Here is a 20,753-nt window from a genome sequence, read left to right as displayed (position 1 = left end):
CGATGCCTTTATTGAAAACCACCCAAAAGTTAATTAGGAGGACTACAATCATGCAAACAGGTACAGATCGTGTAAAAAGAGGAATGGCTGAGATGCAAAAAGGTGGCGTCATCATGGACGTTATGAATGCAGAGCAAGCTAAAATTGCTGAGGCGGCAGGGGCAACAGCTGTTATGGCTCTTGAGCGGGTACCATCTGATATTCGTGCAGCAGGCGGTGTAGCTCGCATGGCAGATCCTACCATCGTTGAAGAGGTTATGAAGGTTGTATCTATCCCAGTTATGGCCAAAGCACGTATCGGTCATTACATAGAAGCCAAAGTGCTTGAATCCCTAGGTGTGGACTATCTCGATGAAAGTGAAGTTCTTACTCCTGCAGACGAAGTGTTCCATATCGATAAACATGAGTTTACTGTACCATTTGTATGTGGAGCCAAAGATTTGGGAGAAGCTCTTCGCCGTATTGGTGAGGGTGCATCGATGATTCGTACAAAAGGTGAGCCTGGAACGGGCAACATTGTTGAGGCAGTTCGTCATATGCGTCTAATTAACAGCCAGCTCCGCAAAGTGCAAAACATGTCCAAGGACGAGCTGTACGCTGAAGCGAAAAATCTGGGTGTAGCTTATGAGTTACTGCGCGAAGTTCATGAAAACGGCAAACTTCCTGTCGTTAACTTTGCAGCAGGCGGTGTAGCTACTCCGGCAGACGCAGCATTAATGATGCACCTGGGAGCAGACGGTGTGTTTGTAGGATCAGGTATTTTCAAATCCGATAGCCCTGAGAAATTCGCTCGTGCAATCGTTGAAGCTACAACACATTACACAGATTACAAACTGATTGCGGAAGTATCCAAAAACTTGGGCGCCCCGATGAAAGGGATCGAAATTTCTAAATTGGCTCCAGAAGAGCGCATGTCCAACCGCGGTTGGTAAGATAGCAGTCCATCTAGTTGAATAGGTAGTTTGAACATTTATATAGAAGAGCCGATCAATTGAACCTTAATTGATCGGCTTTTTTGTTCTTACTGTTTAGCTTGTTGATATCTTCAAAATGCTGTGGCTATAATAATCGGTATGAAGGAAGGTGCAGACAATTCGCTATCTATATGAGTTTATTCAACATCAGGACGATCTGCCTATGAAACTCTTCGTGAACTCGGTAAAACATATTGATTTCCATTGGCACAAGGAAGTGGAAGTTGTATATGTTCTCCACGGTTCAATCATCATGTATCTGGACCAGCAGCAATATACACTGCATGAAGATGATGTGATTGTGGTTAACAGTATGTCCGTCCACAAGATCGAACGAACCAATCAGGACAATGTGTTATTAACATTGCAGTTCGGTCCCGAGTTGATGAACAATAATGCGTTTATCTCCTGTAACTCTGCTATGAACGTGGAACAAAACGCTCCTCGCCTGCAAAGTATTAAACAATATCTTGCGCAAATGGTATGGGAGATCAACAAAAAAACGCCGGGTTATCAAAATTTCACAATGGGCAGATTACAGATGTTATGCGGATGCCTGCAGAGGTATTTTTCCAGTGGAACGAATTCCGCATTGGAAGACGGTAGCAGGGATTATGACTATAAAAGACTGAACAGGGTCCTCACATATATTGATTTACACTACAATGAGAAGATTACACTGCAGGATATGGCGCATTCCGAACATTTAAGTTTGCATTATTTCTCCCACTTCTTCACCGACAAAATCGGGATACCTTTCCAAAAGTATTTGACGCTCATTCGCTTGGAGAAGGCTCAGGCTCAGCTGGCAGCAAACGATAAAAACATTTCGGAGATCGCGCTGGATTGCGGATTTGCCAATGTGAAGCTGTTTAACAAATACTTCAAGGAAAAGTACGGCTGTACGCCCGGTTCCTATCGGGAAGCTTCTCGTACACCGGAACTCCATCAGTTGAATGTGAACCGCAAACCCAAAACATATGAGGAGTCTTCAAGCGGAGATTATTACGAGATGGAAACGTTGAATGCGATTAGCTTACTGTATCGATATCTGGATGTTAAGGTTGACGCTGATCAAGACACGCTTCCTATACCGTCTGTGCATCTGTCAGACCAAACTTATATTGAAATTCGTGCGGATCAGACGTCGTCTGTCTACGAAAAGCACTGGAATATGACCATGACGGCAGGGAGAGCCATTGAAGGTTTACGTGAAGATTGGCGGAAGCAGCTCTCCGCGCTGAAAGGAAAAGTACCTTTTCAATATATTCGATTTCACGGCATCTTCAATGACGAGATGATGGTGTACAGCGAGAACGAGCAGGGCACTCCCCTCTATAATTGGTCTTATGTGGACAAGTTGTATGATTTCCTGCTGGATCAGGGTGTTCGGCCATTTGTGGAATTAAGTTTTATGCCGAGCCAGTTGGCGAGATCCAAAGAAACGCTGTTTTGGTGGAGAGGGAATATTAGCCCGCCATCCGACCCTGCCAAGTGGCAGGCGCTTGTTGGTGAATTCGTTCGCCATTGTTTGAATCGTTATGGGGCGGAAGAAGTGAGGCAGTGGTATTTCGAAGTATGGAACGAGCCTGACCTGGCGGGTGTTTGTTGGGCAGGAAGCAAGGAAGAATACTTTACGTTTTACGAATCGACCGTTCATGCCATCAAATCGATTTTGCCGGAACTGAAGGTGGGGGGGCCAGCTATGGGTTACGGATCTCTCTGGAACGATACCTGGGCTGAGGAATTTTTGTCCTATTGCCGCAAGCGGGAAGTGGCTCTCGACTTTTATTCGTTCCACATCTATTCGGAGTATCCAAAGCTAAAAGTTGAAGACGATCGTTTAACGCAAATCATGCCGCCTGCTTTTTATAAAGAGAGTATTGCACTTATGCGGCAAAAAATGAATGCGTCAACGTACGGTCATGTTGAACTTCATGTCACCGAATGGAACTTTTCACTTTATGACCGTAACTTGCTGCACGATACCATGTTCATGGCTCCGTTTGTCATTTACCACACCATGAACACGCTCGGTGACGTGAAAGCGATGGCTTTTTGGTCCTTTACCGATGTATTCGAAGAAAGTATCGTTCCCGCTTCTCCTTTCTACGGAGGTTTTGGCCTGATTAACCGCGATGGGCTGAAGAAACCCAGCTATTATGCATTTGAGCTTATGCAAAAGCTTGGGGATGAGCTGATGGTCAAGGGAGACGGTTATGTCGGAACCCGAAAAAGGGATGGAAGCATGCAATTTTTGTTCTATCACTATGTGCATGTAGACCGGCTGTTTGCAAGTGGGGATTGGTCGGAATTATCCAGCTCAACCCGCTATGACGTATTTGAGGAAAAAGGCAGCAAAGCTTATGAACTTACCCTGAGCAATCTCGAGGGACCTTATAAATGCACCAGTTATCAACTGGATCGGGACCATGGATCGGTATTTGATGAGTGGACCCGCATGGGATCGCCCTATTCCTTGACGGAAGAAGAAATCCTCTTTTTAAACGGGAGGAGTGGACCCGTGATGGGGACAGAGATGATTAGAGATGAAAGTTGGCACAGAGAAATTTTGCTTCCACCGCATGGGGTAATGCTGCTCATTTTGGATAGACAATATTAAAAAAAAAGTGCTTTTAAGACATCCTTTCAGTAGTGAAGGGATGTTTTTTGTTGTTTATTTCTTGTTCAGGCTGGCAAGCTAGAACTATAGCGATGGATTGGGCAAAAAACGAACCATGATGCGGCAAGTTCCAACAAGAAAGCGTTAACACAAATCGATATACTATGGTTGTGGCAGCTTAGAGGAAGACAGGGGGAGTTTTGGATGAAGCGTTTCATGAAATGGATGACAGATTCGTTTGCGCCAAGATTGGAGGCGTTTACGAATAATATTTGGGTTTCTTCGATTCAAGAAGCCATCATGGTCGCCATTCCGATGATTTTCATCGGTTCGATTATTACATTGATTTCGATTTTGCAGGATTTCATTCCGGGAATGCCGGACCTGACACCTATCACGACATTCAGTTTCGGTTTGCTTGGGTTGTTTATTGCTTTTTTGACGCCTTATGTCGTGATGGAAAAAAGAGAACGACACAAAATCAAGTTGCTTGCGGGAATGACGGGGATATCTCTGTTCGTTATGCTGCTTAACCCGACAGTAAACGAAGACGGTACCATTCAGTTCATCCTTGAACGATTTGGACCCTCGGGGATGATTACAGCACTCTTGGTAGGTGTATTTGTCGCTCTAGTAATGATCATGTGCAACAAATTTTCGTTCTTCAAAAAAGGGTCTTCACTTCCCGAATTCATTATGGACTGGTTCGATTTTCTCGTCCCGATCGCCCTGGTATTAACAACAGGATGGTTGCTTGTATATCAGCTTCATTTTGATATTTTTGGACTGATCGTGAACGTATTTGAGCCGATCAATGCCGTTGGACAAAGCTTAACCGGATTTTTATTGTTCAATTTCATTGGCGTTGTACTGTATTCTTTCGGCGTAAGCCCGTGGGTCATGACACCGATCTGGTACGCAATCTGGATACCTGCAATCGAAGAAAATGCAGCTCTTGTCGCAGCGGGACAAGATCCGGTCAATATTAACACATTTGAAACCTTTTTCTCCGGCTGGCTGGGTATTGGCGGTATGGGTGCGACTTTGCCGTTAGTTGTTTGGTTCCTGATGGCACGTTCGAAAAAACTGAAATCTGTCGGCAAGGCGACGATTATCCCGTCCTTGTTCAACATTAATGAACCTGTCGTGTACGGAGCACCGATTGCCTTTAATCCGTTACTCATGGTGCCGATGTGGATTAACTCACTTATCACGCCGGTGATTGTGTACTTGGCTCTCGACTGGGGTTGGGTACGGATCCCGAGCCAGATCTTCCAGCTATGGTACACGCCAATCGGCCTGTCCACCTACATTATGTCCGGACTCAATGGGCTTATCTTGCTGGCGGTCGTCCTGGTGATTGTATTTATTGTCTGGTTTCCGTTTTTCAAACTGTATGATGCACAGGAACTGAAGAAAGAACAGGAACAAAATTGATATTAGAAGGGTGAGTACTATGGATAAATCAATCAATGAATTGTTGACGGCATTAACGCTGGCCGAGAAAGCTTCACTCTGCGCAGGATTGAATATGTGGATGACAAAAGGAATCGAGCGGTTAAACATTCCGCCAGTTCATATGTACGATGGGACAAACGGCATCCGTAAAACAAACAGCGATGAAGAAATGGGGATTACAACGGAAAATGTACCCGCAACCTGTTACCCTACGGGTTCAGCCATCGGTTCTTCGTGGAATACGGATTTATTGTATGAAGTCGGTGTGGCACTGGGACGTGAATCCAAAACCATGGACGTTGAGCTGCTGCTTGGACCTGGTGTCAATATGAAAAGAACGCCGCTTGGCGGAAGAAACTTCGAATACTACTCGGAAGACCCATACTTGACGGGGGAACTTGGAGCGGCGTTTATAAACGGGATCCAAAGCGAAGGCGTGGGCGCTTCTGTCAAACACTTTGCGGGTAACAACCAGGAGTTCGAGAAGATGGTAACCAGTTCGGAAATCGATGAGCGAACGCTCCGCGAGATTTACCTGAGCGCCTTTGAACGTATTATTAAGAAATCCGATCCTTGGACGGTTATGTGTTCTTATAATTTATTGAATGGAACGTATACAAGTGAGAACGAACATTTGCTGAATGACATTTTGAGAGAAGAGTGGGGTTATGAAGGTGTTGTTCTATCCGACTGGACAGCTGTCAATGATCGTATACGCGGACTGAAGGCCGGGCTTGATCTGGAGATGCCGGGTCCCGCCAATTACAATGCCAAAGCAATCATTGAAGCGGTTCAGAACGGAAGCCTTGCCGAAGAACAGTTGGATCGCAGTGTGGGCCGGATTTTGAAACTGGTTGAGCGGGTAACGGGCAAGAAAGACAAGGATTCTTCTCCAGATTCGGACTATCATGCACTCGCGCGTAAAGCGGCGGCCGAGAGTATTGTGCTTCTGAAAAATGAGAACGCGATTCTCCCGCTAGGGCAGGAGTCCATTTCGTCGATTGCCGTGATCGGACGGTTTGCCAAAAAACCGAGAATACAGGGAGCGGGCAGTGCAAAAGTAACGCCTACAAAAATCGATATTCCATGGGACGAGATAAAAAATCTGGCTGGTGATGCCATGACCATGACTTATGCAGAAGGGTACCCGGAGGATGACTCCATCAATGATGAGCTAATCAAGGAAAGCGTATCATTAGCCATGAATTCCGATGTTGCTGTACTGTTTGTTGGCCAACCGGAATATGCGGAATCGGAGATGCATGATTTGCAAGGCATTGATCTTCCCGAGCATCAAGTGAAATTGATTCTCGCGGTAGCCGCGGTTCAGCCCAAGTGTATTGTCGTGACGAGCAGCGGCTCCGCGCTGGCTATGCGCCCATGGGTGCAGCATGTACCTGGTGTGATTCATTCTTGGTTGTCGGGTCAAGGCATGGGTAAAGTGATTGCAGATGTATTATTCGGACAGACAAATCCTTCGGGCAAACTTTCTGAGACATTCCCTGTCAAACTGTCGGACAACCCTTCACATATGCGAATTCGCGGAGAGAACGGCAAGCTGTATTATCGCGAAGGCCTGTTCGTGGGTTATCGATATTATGACCGGAAAGAACTGGCACCTCAATTCCCGTTTGGACACGGATTGTCTTACACATCGTTCTCCTATACGGATCTGGAAGTGGCTCAGACTCATAACGGTGTTACTGTGTCCTTCCAATTGAAAAATACCGGAAAGCGCAAGGGAAAAGAAGTTGTTCAATTGTATGTTCACGATGAAGAGTGCACATGGACCCGTCCAGAGAAAGAATTGAAAGCTTTTGCCAAAGTTGAACTAGAGCCGGGTGAAAAACGCAAGATTACTTTTGAACTGGAAGAGAGAGATTTCTCATATTACAACACCAAGTATAACCGTTGGGTGGCAGAGACCGGGTTTTTCCAAATTTCACTTGGCAGCTCGTCTAAAGATCTCCGAATTACGGAACGTCTACATTGTGACTTTGGTAAGGAAGAAATCACGTTCCACAAATTCAGTCTGCTCAGTGAGTGGATGAGTGATCCTGTGGCAAAAAAGGAATTGGAGCATTGCCTGAATGAAATGAACGAGCACGTTACGGACAAGGTATATCTTAACGAGGAGTTTGTGGGATTCTGGGCAGATTTCCCGATGATCAAAGTGTTCCAAATGTTCGGCCAACAATGGATGAATGAGCGTTCACCTGATGAAATTATTAATGAACTTATCGCCAAGGTTAACCAGGCACGTAATGAATAGTTAAGTAAAAGAGGAACCAAGTTCAATCCCGTACAGGGGAGATGAACTTGGTTTTTCTGTGAGCCCAAAATAAGAGGCACCATATGAGGGTCTCTTTTAATTCATCAGACGAATGATATTGATTATTGTTCTCATTTACATGCTTCGACATTTACTGTATACTGACAATAGTTATTTTACATATTGGTCTAAACGACAAGATAGAATTCAAAAGGGAGAGATTATTTACATGTTGGTATCCGTTAAAAAAGGGATGTTTCTTTGTTTAATTACTGCAATGATCCTGGTGCTCGCAGCGTGTTCAAGTAACAATGGTGGCAGCGAAGATGCAAATGGCAACTCACAACAAGCTGCGGAGAGCAGCGCCACGAATGCAGCAACAAATGGGGAACAAACCGACGCAGACGCTTCAGCACCTGCTGAAACAACTTACCCGGTAACCGTTTCAAATTATACAACAGAGAACGGCACATGGGTGAAGAAGGATCAAACGTTTGACAAGGCACCTGAACGAGTAGTTGCCAATACCCAAGGTGCAGCCGAGCTGATGATTCGCCTTGGTTTGACAGACAAACTTGTAGGTGTAGCTGCGTTGTTTGGTAGTGTACCTGAAGATATTGCTGATGAGTTCAAACAAATTCCTGTGCTTGCTGAAGGCTATGTAGGTAAGGAAGTGACGATAGGGGCTACGCCTGACCTGGTTGTAGGGCGTGGTGGATTGTTTGAGGATGCGGACTGGGGTGTTGGTACAGTAAGCAGCTTGAATGATATGGGGATTAAAACGTACGTACAAAGCACCAGTGTTCCTGATGCATCGTTAGATAGTCTGTATCAGGATATTACTGAATTAGGTGAGATATTCAACGTACAAGCCAATGCAGCGGCATATATTGAGACGCTTAAAGCACGCGAGAATGCCTTGTCGGCCCGAGCTAGCTCTGAAACGATCAACTATGCATCATTTTCGGATAATGGTGATGGAACTATTGGAATCTACAACGGAAATGGTGATACGTTTATTGAAAGTGCAATGTCATTAATCAATATGCATAATATGCTTATTAATGAAACTGGCACACTCAGTCTGGAGAAGTTAATCGAGATTAATCCGGATGCAATGATTATTTCGAGGTATGCAGGTGGCATTGATCCTGAGCAGACGATTGAAAAGCTGCTTGCCAACAAACAGGTACAAAACGTTAACGCAGTTAAAAACAAAAAAATCTACATTATCGATTTCAACAACTTCTGGGGTTACGGGGATTCCATCTTCACAGGAGTTGAAGGACTCGCTGATGATCTCGGGTTATAAATGAGTACCATTAAAAGTCGCTATTTTAGCGGCTTTTTTTGTTATCAGGGACCCAATTTTTGTTCCAAGCTGATCAAACTTTTATTGGAATCTAACGTTACTATTGTATAGTTAAAAATTACATAGAATGGGTGAGCCGCTGTGAAGATGAAGCATATGAGAAAAGTAGTTGCCGTTGCATTAGTGATGTCGGTGTTATTACCACTGGGGCCTCAAAAATCTGAAGCGGCATCCAAATACGTTGATTTGGAAATTCAGTGGGCAGACGGTAGTATTAACCATGTTGAGACGTTAATCAAGGATGGAGTCACGTATGGAAGCTTTTTCTCACTTGGTATTAAGGAAGGCCTAGTGTGGGGGATGGAAGATGATAAGACGGCCGTACTGAAGAGCAGTGAGAAGCATATTGTTGTGCACTTGGGAAGCAGAATTGCCGAAGTGGATGGTCAAAAAGTAGATATGGGCACAGAACCTGTGTCGTATATTAGTCACCTTTATGTGCCCATTAGATTTCTTGCATCTGCTTTGGACGGGGAAGTGACTCATCGAGATACGAAGACGAATAAGATAACCGTGACTGGGCTGAGCAATTATACCGATACTTTTTATGGTAGCGACATGGGTTACACCTATGTCATTCGCGCTACAAAAGGAGATCTTGAAATTACGAATGCTTCTACTGGACAAAAGAGCTCAATTCCGTTAGGTATAAAGGACATTAATGTGAATACTCATGATCTCAAGATAAATTTCAAGAGGAGTCCCCAAAATCTACTTATTGTCATCATTGAACACACTAATCGAAAAATAGAAGACTACGATCTTTACACGTTGGTATTCAAAAATAAAGGTCTGATTCGCAAATCCATTGCTCATGGGGTAATGGAGCCGCATGAAATTTTGAATTCAGATGGTAGTATTCAACTCATAGATGACAATAAGATACGTATTATCGATGATGGAAGCGGTAAGGTGCTTGAAGTGCTTCCTCGCTGAATATATATCTGATCCGATATTCATACGTCACCAATTAAAGAACAATAATACAAACATCTCAAAGAGCCGCTGATCACGATGATCAGCGGCTCTAGCATATTTCTTCCTGAATCTTTTTATAGTGATATTAATCTTTCAAGACAGCTTGACTTGTGAATATATTATCAGTATAGTGTGAATCAGTTCACACTTCACATTAAGGAGTAATCTATGCCAAAAAATTCTTTCTTTCGTTTAGATGAAGCAAGGCGCGAGGAAATATCGAATAGCGCTATGCATCTTTTTGTTAATAACCTTTACGAGGATATAACTATGAAGATGGTTTTGGATAGTTTGTCCATGCACCCCGGAACATTTTATCGATATTTTGAAGACAAAGATGACCTTTATTGTCAATTAATACGTAATGTGACCCAGAAAAGAGCTGCATATTTTAGTAACAGTAATGAAGATTCCCTTTACAGCTATTTCCTCACTGGCTTATTTGGTAACGTTAATGGCATGGTGACCGAGCCGCTGAATGAGTTGGAAATCAAATTGACTAAAACATTTTCATATATTCCTGAGGACATTTTGCTTAAAGTATATGTGAATGTGTTAAAGGGCGAGTCATTCCCCATGATCAAGGACATTTTACGCCGAATGAGGGTTGATGGATATCTCCGACCGGATGTTGACGACGACCTGATTTCTTTTATGTTTGAGTCAATGCAGCTTAATTTAATCTTGTTTTTTAGAGAATTCGATATTAAGGACTCTAAGCTGCAACATAAGATCAGCAAATACTTTGCTGAATTTATGGGCCATGGACTGCTTGAAGATCATAAATATTCTGAAATGGTTAGCGATCTCAAGGGGGAAAGAAAATGAAAACCTATGACGTATTTCCAGAACCAATTGGCGGCTATACTGTCGGTCGAACCCAGATGGATTTTGAGTACACGGCATCAGATTACACCAAAAGAGAACTGACCGCTTTTGTGTATTATCCGTCTGACAGTAGCGAAGGTAAAACTACATCAACGTACATGTTTCCTGAAGTCTACGGGATGTTTAATGAGCAGCCACTTGTCACTGCGTTGAAGGATGTTTTCTCTATAGATATCAAGACCCAGTGTTACGACGACCTTGCTCTCTCCGGGAAGGAAAAGCGCTATCCAGTGTTATTCTATGTTTGCGGTGGAGGCGGTTCTCCAGAATGGGGTACAGTGCTCTGTACAGACTTGGCAAGCATGGGGTATGTTGTGGTAAGCATCGGCCATCAGAATAGCACGATGTATAAACGTAAAGATGGGCGCCTGTTTAATGTATCCAAGGATTTTTCGGATGTCATTACAGCGTTTGGTGAAGATCCGGAGATGCTGGCGTTGGCTGGTAAGATGGAGATGCGTCCTGACGATGAAACTGCCATTGAGATGTGCCGTAACGTGCTTGCACTACCGATACTTTCCAAGATAACAGAGTATAGTGAATCACAGGCAGAAGATGTAAGGTATGTAGCCGATTATCTTTACAAACTGGACTCTGGAGAGCTGAATTCCATCTTTAAGGGCAGATTGCTGCTTGACATCGGCATGGGTATAGTCGGACATTCTTATGGAGGGCCTACGACGGCGATGGTTTGCCGGGATGACGACCGGTTCGCCTGCGGGATTGGCTTGGATAGCGGTGCGTTTGGACTTCTTGACAGCGATCTTAAGAAACCCTTCTTGCTACTGTTTTGTGAACCTAACTATAATATGAATGCGATTATTGGCGCTAACAATAGCATGGAGACCTATTATTTCTCAGTTGATCGTGTTGCACATTTGGATTACTGTGACATCGTGTTTACAAGTGTTAATGAGGAACTCAGAGGTGAACGGGATGCTATGGAGATGCGAAATATTGTTACAGACTATGCGAAGAACTTTTTTGATCATTACATACTGCAGAAGGCAGCAAGTGTGGAAAGCCTGGCATACGATGGTGTGGAATTGATCAGGAAGACCAGCAACAAGTGACATAACCGAGAGACTACTGATTAATATATGTAAATTAATGCATGTCAAAGAACTAGCCGTACAGACGCAGAGCCGATAACCCTATTACGCGGTTATCGGCTCTCTGACTCTGATATTGCAAATTGACATCCTGGTTCCAATAACTGACGCTTATTCGGCCTTAGTCCCGTCAGTGTTTACTTCGCTTCCAGGTTCCATCAACATGATATGACATTCCTTTTCGGCGGAAGGCTTGATCTCGACTCCCTTAGGGACAATATACATCTCACCCTTGGAAATCTTCACTTGCCCATCACGAAAATCAATTATCATTTCCCCTTCGAGCACAAAAAATAACTTATCGGTCTCCTCATGAACATGCCACTCAAAATCTCCAGCAATCTTAACGATCTTAAAATGATAGTCATTCATTTCACCAATAAGTTTGGGAGACCAAAGATCGTTTAATTTCGCAAATTCCTCATTCAATTGAATAGCTTGATAGTGCATCGTCATTCCTCCTGTGTATTAATCCTATATGTTCAGTATACTGATCTAAGCTTTTGTATAACATGGATGCCAATTGAAATCAGGATGGATTATTGATGAACTTCAGACGATACTCCGTAGGAGAAATACCACATTGTTTCTTGAACACTCTGCTAAAATAAAAGGGGTCAGTAATGCCAACGGTCTCAGCAATCTGTTGTACAGACGCATCACTTGCCAATAACATTTGCTGTGCCATGTTTATACGATATTTCAAAACATATTCTGCCGGACCCATACCCGCATGTCTTCTAAACACGTAGGAAAGTCGATTTCGATTAACGTTATTTTGTTCTGCAAGCGATGCGACAGTCAGACTTTGATCATAGTATTCTTGGATATAGGTAGAGACCCGTTCGAATAAAACATCTGATTCACCACTATTTTGCCTATGATCAACACATATTAAAGTCTCATTCAGTACATCGCGAAACAGCATCTCGGTCTGAAACTTTGAAATACCTCCACGCTGATTATACACATGCCAAAGACGCGTGATTAATTCGATCAGACGTGGGGACTGACCCGTTGATAATTCAAAATGCTGATGGGAAAAGCTTGTATCTTCGAGGTCCGAACTACATATCCGGTATAAAACGAGGATGTATTCCCAGTCCGTTCTATGAAACATGGTTTGATCCAGTTTCATTTTCGCGCCCCCATGTACAACTTTTCCTGGTGAAAAAATATAGGGTGTACCATCAAATTGAAATTGTATTTTTCCTGTAAGAGGAAATACAAATCCAGGAAAAGAATCGGTATAGTCAGCCTGGGGAACCCCTGGATTTCTAGCATATCGATATACGCCTTCTACTTGAAATGGAATGTGTGCAAAATGCGCTGCTAACTGATTAACGTCTACTTTCACATTACGTACCTCATTTCAAAAGTGTTTGCCGGTCATTCTAAGATAAATCGTTGTGCACCTTACTCCAACATTATTGATAACGATTATCACTGTCAACATATATAATGAAAAAGAAAGCTCTTTTTTACATATGGGCAATAGAAACCATCTTGTGTTAACATGTGCACTAACTAATCCAATTGCTTGCTTGAAAAGGGGAAACCATGTCAATTCGAATAAAAATGCTACTGTCTTTCACGGGCATGCTCGTTATAAGTCTACTGTTCATCCTGCTTACGGCAAGTCTGTATACGATTGCGGCCACAGGGGATCTACAGAGTTTCCGTGATATATACAAGGTACATTATCAGATCAACCCGCTGACTGAACAGGGAGAATCGATCTTTCAAGAGATGAAGTTCCTGGCCAAAAATGACCCGGACGACCTGCAGAACAAGGTTTTGCTGCGTGAATATGATATGAAGCTTCGAGCTGAGAAGTCAGGGCTCTACGTCAGACGGGAGAATAGCCAGATCTTCGAATCGCTGACCTTCAACCAGCCAGAGCTGAAGCAAGCACTGCCTGCCTATGATCTTAACAATTACCAGATTCGGAGCACCTTCAATATTGGTGAGCGATTTTACGCGTATGCAAAATTTGATTTTCAGTATTCAGACGGGGAACGAGGGAGTATCTTTGTCATTCGCGAGAGAAGCCCCTTTGCGGAGCTTACTCGCAAACTGCTACCTGTGATGTCATTCCTGCTTATTGGCGTCCTCATCATTGCAAATCTACTCCTGTTCCGTTGGATCACGCGCAGCTTCATTAAGCCATTGAATCAACTACGAAGTTCAGCCGAACATATTAAAGATGGCAATCTATCCTTTAAGCTTCAGCTAAACTCCAATGACGAGGTTGGTCAACTCAGCGAAGCGTTTGAGAGCATGCGGAATCAATTACAGCTCTCCTATGCATTACGAGAGCAGGACGAAGTAAACCGCAAAGAGCTCATCTCCAACATTTCGCATGATCTCCGTACGCCGATTACCAATATCAAAGGGTATATTGAGGGTATTCGTGACGGAGTGGCTAATACTCCGGAGAAAATGGAGAGTTACGTTAATATCATTCACTCCAAAGCAGTTAGCATGGATAAGCTGGTGGATGAACTGTTTTTGTATTCCAAGCTCGACTTGAACCAAGAACCTTTCCTGTTCAAGACAGTTGATCTCGCTGATTTCCTTGAAGATAGCATCGAAGAGCTGAGATATGATCTGGAGGATAAAGGTGTTGCCCTGGATTGGATTAACCAGGTGTCTGGTCCCGCCATGGCTGCTGTGGATCCAGAGAAGTTAAAACGTACCGTTGTTAATGTGGTGGATAATGCACTCAAATACATGGAGAATGAACACAAACGGTTCGAGATTACACTTCAAGCTGATGAGAAATGGATTACAATGGCCTTTAAAGATAATGGCAGGGGAATACCCGAAGAGGCACTGCCTTATATATTTGAACGCTTTTATCGTGCAGAACAATCCCGCAATTCCTCAACGGGCGGAAGTGGACTTGGACTGGCAATAGCCCGCCAAATCATTGATGGACATGGGGGCTTCATCTGGGCAGAAAGCCAGCCTAATGATGGCACGAGCATATATATCAAGCTGAAACGGCTGAATGAAGAGAGGGACTAATGAGTAATGGCAAACATTTTGATCATTGAAGATGAAACAACGATCGCGGAACTGGAACGGGATTATTTTGAGCTCAACGGATTTTCTGTGGATCTCTGCCATACTGGAGATGAAGGCCTGAAACAGGCACTGGAGGGGGACTATAATCTGATCATTGTTGATCTGATGCTTCCGGGACTCGACGGCTTCGAATGTTGCAGGCGCATTCGCGAGGTAAAAGAGGTGCCCATCCTTGTCGTTTCCGCGAAAAAGGAAGAAATCGATAAGATCAGGACATTTAATCTGGGAGTTGATGACTTTATTACAAAACCGTTCAGCCCAAGTGAATTAGTTGCGCGAGCAAAGGCTCATTTGACCCGATACGAGAGACTACTTGGTAAAAACAAACCAGCTGAGCAGGATGAAATCCACATTCGCGGGCTTCACATTGATAAAGGATCACGCCGCGTTTTTGTTAATGGAGAAGAGGTGGCGATTACAACCAAGGAATTCGAGTTACTTGTATTTCTTGCGAGTCATCCCAATCGTGTATTCAGCAAATCTGATCTGTTCGAGCGGATCTGGGGCATGGATTCCACCGGAGACATTGCGACGGTAACCGTCCATATTCGCAAACTGCGTGGGAAGCTGGAGACAGACCCCAAAAATCCAGAGTATATCGAAACCGTCTGGGGCGCGGGCTATCGGTTTACTGCATAAGTTTCGTGAAAATTTAGACCCAGTTTATATTTTGTTAATAACTTTGTCCTTGGGAGTTTCTTTTTGTCCTCTATTCTATAGATACAGGCAACTACAACCTATAGAGGAGGAATTCAACTATGAATTCTACAACCCGCAAAATCGCTACTTTTTTAACCATAACTGCATTAGGTACAGCAGTATTCCCGCTAACTGCGAATCAAGTACATGCAGCTACATACGTTACTAACATTGCAGCAACAACCGCACAGCTTACCCAACAACAGATTGAAACTGCTATCAAGGATCTGAATAGCTTGGGGATCATGAACGGATATGCAGATCAATCTATGGGTGAACATCGAGCAATTACCCGTGCGGAGTTAGCTTCATTGGTTTTCAAAACATTTAATTTGGAGAGCAAGACGGGAGAAACCGTAGAATTAACGGATGTAAATCCCAATGCATGGTATGCGCCATATGCGTCAAAGCTTGTTGAACTCGGCATCATGCAAGCTAACGATGGACAATTCAATCCGCAGACTCAAGTGTCGGATGCTGAACTCGAACAAGTCGTATCTAAAGCAATGCAACGTGATGTAAAGTCCGTTCACCATTGGATGAGCGAGTTCTACTCCGAGAACGGTACAGCAACGCGTGGCGAAACAGCGGTGTTGTTGCAAACTGCACACCAAGCTATTCCTTCGGAGCAAGCTCAAATTAAGAGCGTTAGATCTCTGAATGCCATTACGTTAATTGTAACTTTTGACAAACCGCTGACAGCGGCGAATGAAGCTTTTGCCAAGGCACAAACGGATTTTGCGTTTAGTGCTGGGCTGACGTTAACCAATATGCCCCGTTTGAAAACAGGGTCAATTGCGACTTACATCGTTCCAACGTCCGTACAAGATGCTGGTGAAGTGTACAACCTGACTTACAAAGGGCAAGACGCTGGGTCCTTTGAAGGTAGTGGCACGAAAATAAACATGACAACGGCTAGTCAAGTAACGAATGATACATTCGAGATTGAAGCACTGCAAGTGAACGGTGTAGTGGATTACGGTTACATCATTTCGGCTTACAGCGGTGGCCGAGGAGCTAATGCATTTGTGCTGAATGATCAAGAGCAAGCAGGAGGCAAAACGGTTCAAATCATCTCTTCCATGCAAGCAAGACAAGTTGTAATTACGCCAGAAGGTGGCGAGCCTATCGTTGCCAGATATGTTCCGTTCACACAATCCACAGATGGTAAACAAGAACCGAAGTTCCGTTTGCCTGAGGGTCAAACGCTGAAATCAGGTGTCACATATACGGTTACTTCGGATTGGGCGAACCTAGAAAATGCTTCATTTACAGCGAAATCGTTTGATTCGTTGGTGGTTGCAAGTGCTCAAGCAGTGAGCGAAACCTCCATTGAAGTTACGCTTGACCAGGACCCTGGGGATGAACTGTTCTCTGGTCGAAGTGTAACGTTAACTTCACCTAGCGGGGATGTTCTGACGGCCACTTATAAATATTCAAGTCGAAAAGGTGCGACGGGTGTATTCGACCTAACAAATGATGGGAAGTTAACTCCGGGTACTACGTATACAATAAACCCAGTTGGCGATTGGAGTGTCGCTTCTTCGGTCACCGTGACACTGGAGTAAGGGAGGCAGTATGAGTAAATCGCTGATCATCGTTATCCTGATAAGCAGTATGTTGATCGTTCAAGGCTGCGTGCCTGAAATGAGAAACGACTCCAACGTGGAGGAAAAGGCCATGACTTCAGCAGATGAGCAGCTGTTCAAGGCAGTAGAGGACAGCGATACTGAACGCATCGAACAAATGATTCAAGCAGGTGCCAATATCAATGCTCAAGATCAGAGTGGACGAACCGCTACAATGATTGCAACTTACAATAATGATCTAACATCGGCTAAAGTGTTAATTGAAGCGGGGGCAGATGTGAATATACAGGACGATATGCAAAATACCCCGTTTCTGTATGCTGGCGCTGAAGGATACTTGGATATTTTGAAGCTGACAGTTGAGGCGGGAGCGGACCCAGCGATAACGAATCGATATGGAGGGACAGCGCTTATTCCAGCTTCGGAGCATGGATATGTGGATGTAGTGCAAGAATTACTGACTCAAACTTCGGTGGATGTGGACCATGTGAATCAATTGGGATGGACAGCACTACTCGAAGCGATCATTCTTAACGATGGCAATGCTCAACAGCAGGAGACGATACAATTACTCATTGACCACGGAGCAGACGTAAACATATCGGATCGTGATGGGGTGTCACCACTCAGTCATGCGCAGAATAAAGGCTTCAAGGAATTTGAAGACATTTTGGTACAAGCTGGTGCGAAATAGACCCTTTTAGGGTGAGTAAATTAACAAACATGTTGAGATAGATGTAAAAATGGTTTTCATGGAGCGCCTGATTCCTTCTATGCTGAAGGGCAGGCGCTTCATTCAATCAATCTTACGTGTATGAAAGTAGCATAGTTTTTACGTGTCATAATGAGATACGGAAACGAGAATCTTAAAAAATGAATATCTCTGCTTTAAAGTTTGCTATAGTGTACTACTCTGCTTCCAGATAAAATGGAAATACCAACCATGTAAGCGCTATCTATTATTATACTGCTTGTACATGTTGGAATTATTCATGGAGGTGTATGATGAAGAGAAAGTCTTGGTATACGTTGGTGGTGACTGGTGTCGTCTCTTTGTTTTTTTCAGTAAGCGCTTTCGCGGGTTATGTGTTCTGGGAACCTCTAACCTATTTTAACGCAAGTACGTGGCAAAAAGCAGATGGGTATTCCAACGGGAACATGTTTAACTGTACGTGGAGGGCTAACAATGTTAATTTTACAAGTGACGGCAAGCTTAAGCTTGGTTTGACCAGCTCTGCACAGAACAAATTTGATTGCGGAGAGTACCGTTCCACGAATACGTATGGGTACGGCTTGTATGAAGTCAGTATGAAACCTGCCAAGAACACAGGTGTAGTTTCCTCATTTTTCACATACACAGGGCCCGCACATGGCACCCAATGGGATGAGATTGATATCGAATTTTTAGGAAAAGACACAACCAAAGTGCAGTTTAATTATTACACCAATGGAGTTGGTAATCATGAGAAGATTATCAATCTAGGTTTTGATGCATCCCAAGGTTTCCATACGTATGCATTTGACTGGCAGCCCGGATATATCAAATGGTATGTTGATGGTGTACTGAAACACACGGCAACCAGCAATATTCCTAAAACACCCGGAAAAATCATGATGAACCTCTGGAATGGAACAGGAGTAGATAGCTGGCTCGGTCCTTATAACGGGGCTAATCCGCTCTATGCAGAGTACGATTGGGTCAAATATACGAGTAATTAAGCAGACTGAAGCAGCCGTTAGCGGCTGCTTTTTTCTATATTCTGGTATTGTATTTATTCAATATATGTATTCAATATCCAATATCCTAAATTAATGCAATAAATGTTGCAATATTAGTATGGGCATAAATATCAAACATTCATTATGATTAACCTGTAAGCAACATTACATAGACTGGGGGAACGAAGTTGGACACAAGTAAAAAGAGACGAGTAGGCAGTTTGGTCATGATCGGTGTATTGGCCCTATCTGCAGCCTTGAGTGGGTGTAGTAACGGGAGCGACAAGAAAACAGAATCGAGTACACCAGCGACAACGTTGGAGCTCAAAGATGGAAAGTATGATCCACCAGTATCCATTACGTATTTACGACCATGGGGTCCAGACGTGAAATTTAAGCCAGGCGAGGATCAGGATAACAACGTCCATACAAAATGGGCCAAGGAGAAACTCGGGATTGAGTTGAAAAACCAGTGGATATCTCCTTCTACCAATAATGCGTTTGAGACGAAACTGCGCCTGTCACTTGCTTCCAATGCGGACATGCCGGACATTATTTCGTATCGCGGCGAATTCAATCTGGTGCGTGAATTGATTGAGTCTGGAAAATTTGTCGATGCGGGTGAGTTGTTTGACAAATATGCCAGCGACACATGGAAAGCAGCCGTAAACGAAGATCCTTCCGTATGGTATCCATACATGCAAGATGGCAAAAAGATCGGTATTCCGATTCTGGACTATTCCTATAATGGTGATCCTGTCATGTGGATTCGCGAAGACTGGATGAAGAAATTCAATCTGGAAGCACCTAAAACTATAGATGATCTTGAAGTCATTATGGAAACGTTTACGAATCAAGATCCGGATGGCAATGGGAAGCAGGACACTTACGGACTCACCATTGGCTTCAAGAACTGGCTGAACACATGGATGTCAGAAGCTGGATGGGTATTTGGCGCTTATGGTACAATGCCAAACCAATGGAATCTGACGGCAGACGGAAAACTTGAATACGGTTCCGTTACACCTGGTGCAAAACAGGCTTTGGCCAAATTACAGAGCTGGATGAGCAAAGGGTATATCCCGGAAGAAGCCGGTGTGTATGACGAGACAAAAGCAGCTGAAGAATTTACTGCCGGAAAAGCAGGTATTGTGGTAGGTCCTCACTGGATGCCATCCTGGCCGCTGGAGGATGTGAAGAAAAACAATCCTGAGGCTGAATACAAGGCGTATCCCATTCCTTCCGGTCCAAACGGTCAAGCAGGAAGACATGGTACGTCGAACGGAAACGGCGTAGTTCTGATTAACAAAGACATGAAAAATCCGGAAGCCTTTTTCACCTATCAGAACTATCTCTTTGATCACTATGCGAATCCTAAAGAGGGCGATGAGTTTGAGCATGGATTTGCGGAAGGATACGATTGGGTTATGGTAGATGGGAAACCATCAACCGATGCAAGTCTTACAGGTGGTTATGCTCCCGAGAAGTACACTTTGACTTTTGATGGAGCGCGAATTCCGAATCTGAGTATGACAACACTCGCGAAGCTGGCAAGTGGTGAAGAACCAACAACGCCATTTGAGAAAAAAATCAAATCAGGTGTACCAACACCTATGCTTGATGCAGCCAAGATTGTATTGGATCAAAAGGATATCGTGTTCAATCAAATGTTTACTGGTGCACCTTCAATGACGATGCAGATGAACAATGACATTTTAACAAAGATGGAGAAAGACACCTTCTCTCAAATTGTATATGGCAAAACCTCTGTTGATGCATTCGACTCATTTGTTGAGAAGTGGAAGTCTTCAGGTGGAGATCAGATTACAAAAGAAGTTAACGAGTGGTATGATTCCGTGAAAAGCGGAAAATAGGTTGACGCAGGGCTGGCTGAAATGATTCATCCCGGCCACATAAGCACCAAAAAGGCATTGCAGGAGAAGATCTCCGGCAATGCCTTTTTGTATTTGATATGGAGA

General features: G+C 43.8%; 16 protein-coding genes. 14 read left to right on the top strand and 2 right to left on the bottom strand.

The window, feature by feature from the left end:
* The first annotated feature begins 47 nt into the window (after nucleotides 1-47).
* The 8 genes from pdxS (at nucleotide 48) to NSQ38_RS20420 (ending at nucleotide 11,638) form a co-directional block, all read left to right on the top strand.
* Nucleotides 48-932 (top strand): pyridoxal 5'-phosphate synthase lyase subunit PdxS, encoded by an 885-nt coding sequence (pdxS, locus tag NSQ38_RS20455; protein WP_200869424.1) that lies wholly within the window; start codon nucleotides 48-50, stop codon nucleotides 930-932.
* 151 nt (nucleotides 933-1,083) lie between these two features.
* Complete coding sequence (locus tag NSQ38_RS20450) at nucleotides 1,084-3,597, top strand: helix-turn-helix domain-containing protein (RefSeq protein ID WP_339783836.1); 2,514 nt, start codon at nucleotides 1,084-1,086, stop codon at nucleotides 3,595-3,597.
* A gap of 204 nt (nucleotides 3,598-3,801) precedes the next feature.
* Nucleotides 3,802-5,034: a PTS transporter subunit EIIC gene (locus tag NSQ38_RS20445; RefSeq protein ID WP_062834547.1), complete on the top strand. Its 1,233-nt coding sequence runs from the start codon at nucleotides 3,802-3,804 to the stop codon at nucleotides 5,032-5,034.
* A 19-nt stretch (nucleotides 5,035-5,053) separates the two neighbouring features.
* Nucleotides 5,054-7,327, top strand: a complete 2,274-nt coding sequence (locus NSQ38_RS20440) for a glycoside hydrolase family 3 C-terminal domain-containing protein (RefSeq protein ID WP_339783835.1) — start codon at nucleotides 5,054-5,056, stop codon at nucleotides 7,325-7,327.
* A 229-nt stretch (nucleotides 7,328-7,556) separates the two neighbouring features.
* Complete coding sequence (locus NSQ38_RS20435; RefSeq protein ID WP_339783834.1) at nucleotides 7,557-8,639, top strand: ABC transporter substrate-binding protein; 1,083 nt, start codon at nucleotides 7,557-7,559, stop codon at nucleotides 8,637-8,639.
* A gap of 156 nt (nucleotides 8,640-8,795) precedes the next feature.
* Complete coding sequence (locus NSQ38_RS20430; RefSeq protein ID WP_339783833.1) at nucleotides 8,796-9,635, top strand: copper amine oxidase N-terminal domain-containing protein; 840 nt, start codon at nucleotides 8,796-8,798, stop codon at nucleotides 9,633-9,635.
* A gap of 210 nt (nucleotides 9,636-9,845) precedes the next feature.
* Nucleotides 9,846-10,505, top strand: a complete 660-nt coding sequence (locus NSQ38_RS20425; protein WP_339309490.1) for a TetR/AcrR family transcriptional regulator — start codon at nucleotides 9,846-9,848, stop codon at nucleotides 10,503-10,505.
* A complete protein-coding gene (locus NSQ38_RS20420) occupies nucleotides 10,502-11,638 on the top strand; it encodes a choline esterase (protein ID WP_339783832.1) in 1,137 nt (378 codons plus the stop codon). Before NSQ38_RS20425 ends, NSQ38_RS20420 begins: the two co-directional genes overlap by 4 nt.
* A 150-nt stretch (nucleotides 11,639-11,788) precedes the next feature.
* Here the strand turns inward: NSQ38_RS20420 and NSQ38_RS20415 are convergent, their stop codons facing one another.
* The gene (locus NSQ38_RS20415; protein WP_339783831.1) at nucleotides 11,789-12,127 is read right to left on the bottom strand and encodes a cupin domain-containing protein; all 339 of its coding nucleotides are present in this window, start codon (nucleotides 12,125-12,127) and stop codon (nucleotides 11,789-11,791) included.
* A 79-nt stretch (nucleotides 12,128-12,206) separates the two neighbouring features.
* Complete coding sequence (locus tag NSQ38_RS20410) at nucleotides 12,207-13,034, bottom strand: AraC family transcriptional regulator (protein WP_339783830.1); 828 nt, start codon at nucleotides 13,032-13,034, stop codon at nucleotides 12,207-12,209.
* 203 nt (nucleotides 13,035-13,237) lie between these two features.
* Here NSQ38_RS20410 and NSQ38_RS20405 point away from each other — a divergent pair, with 203 nt between their 5' ends.
* The 6 genes from NSQ38_RS20405 to NSQ38_RS20380 all read left to right on the top strand — a co-directional run bounded on the left by NSQ38_RS20405 (nucleotide 13,238) and on the right by NSQ38_RS20380 (nucleotide 20,648).
* Entirely contained in the window at nucleotides 13,238-14,707 is a 1,470-nt protein-coding gene (locus tag NSQ38_RS20405; protein ID WP_091030238.1) for a HAMP domain-containing sensor histidine kinase, read from the top strand.
* 6 nt (nucleotides 14,708-14,713) lie between these two features.
* A complete protein-coding gene (locus NSQ38_RS20400; RefSeq protein WP_047843050.1) occupies nucleotides 14,714-15,406 on the top strand; it encodes a response regulator transcription factor in 693 nt (230 codons plus the stop codon).
* A 119-nt stretch (nucleotides 15,407-15,525) separates the two neighbouring features.
* Nucleotides 15,526-17,034 (top strand): S-layer homology domain-containing protein, encoded by a 1,509-nt coding sequence (locus NSQ38_RS20395; RefSeq protein ID WP_339783829.1) that lies wholly within the window; start codon nucleotides 15,526-15,528, stop codon nucleotides 17,032-17,034.
* Nucleotides 17,035-17,044: 10 nt separating this feature from the next.
* On the top strand, nucleotides 17,045-17,749 hold the full coding sequence (locus NSQ38_RS20390) for an ankyrin repeat domain-containing protein (protein WP_339783828.1): 705 nt from the start codon (nucleotides 17,045-17,047) through the stop codon (nucleotides 17,747-17,749).
* A gap of 311 nt (nucleotides 17,750-18,060) precedes the next feature.
* Nucleotides 18,061-18,774: a glycoside hydrolase family 16 protein gene (locus NSQ38_RS20385; protein ID WP_339790620.1), complete on the top strand. Its 714-nt coding sequence runs from the start codon at nucleotides 18,061-18,063 to the stop codon at nucleotides 18,772-18,774.
* A gap of 188 nt (nucleotides 18,775-18,962) precedes the next feature.
* Nucleotides 18,963-20,648, top strand: a complete 1,686-nt coding sequence (locus NSQ38_RS20380) for an extracellular solute-binding protein (protein ID WP_339309497.1) — start codon at nucleotides 18,963-18,965, stop codon at nucleotides 20,646-20,648.
* The last annotated feature ends 105 nt before the right edge of the window (nucleotides 20,649-20,753 follow it).

The sequence above is a fragment of the Paenibacillus sp. FSL R7-0313 genome (assembly GCF_037969885.1).
Taxonomy (GTDB): Bacteria; Bacillota; Bacilli; order Paenibacillales; family Paenibacillaceae; genus Paenibacillus.
The sequence above is the reverse complement of the archived record's forward strand: the minus strand, read 5'-3'. Positions and strand labels throughout refer to the sequence as shown.

Coding starts and splice junctions, on each gene's coding strand:
- NSQ38_RS20445 (WP_062834547.1), top strand. CDS start 3,802: ATGAAGCGTTTCATGAAATGGATGACAGATTCGTTTGCGCCAAGATTG.
- NSQ38_RS20440 (WP_339783835.1), top strand. CDS start 5,054: ATGGATAAATCAATCAATGAATTGTTGACGGCATTAACGCTGGCCGAG.
- NSQ38_RS20435 (WP_339783834.1), top strand. CDS start 7,557: ATGTTGGTATCCGTTAAAAAAGGGATGTTTCTTTGTTTAATTACTGCA.
- NSQ38_RS20430 (WP_339783833.1), top strand. CDS start 8,796: ATGAGAAAAGTAGTTGCCGTTGCATTAGTGATGTCGGTGTTATTACCA.
- NSQ38_RS20425 (WP_339309490.1), top strand. CDS start 9,846: ATGCCAAAAAATTCTTTCTTTCGTTTAGATGAAGCAAGGCGCGAGGAA.
- NSQ38_RS20420 (WP_339783832.1), top strand. CDS start 10,502: ATGAAAACCTATGACGTATTTCCAGAACCAATTGGCGGCTATACTGTC.
- NSQ38_RS20415 (WP_339783831.1), bottom strand. CDS start 12,127: ATGCACTATCAAGCTATTCAATTGAATGAGGAATTTGCGAAATTAAAC.
- NSQ38_RS20405 (WP_091030238.1), top strand. CDS start 13,238: ATGTCAATTCGAATAAAAATGCTACTGTCTTTCACGGGCATGCTCGTT.
- NSQ38_RS20400 (WP_047843050.1), top strand. CDS start 14,714: ATGGCAAACATTTTGATCATTGAAGATGAAACAACGATCGCGGAACTG.
- NSQ38_RS20395 (WP_339783829.1), top strand. CDS start 15,526: ATGAATTCTACAACCCGCAAAATCGCTACTTTTTTAACCATAACTGCA.
- NSQ38_RS20390 (WP_339783828.1), top strand. CDS start 17,045: ATGAGTAAATCGCTGATCATCGTTATCCTGATAAGCAGTATGTTGATC.
- NSQ38_RS20385 (WP_339790620.1), top strand. CDS start 18,061: ATGAAGAGAAAGTCTTGGTATACGTTGGTGGTGACTGGTGTCGTCTCT.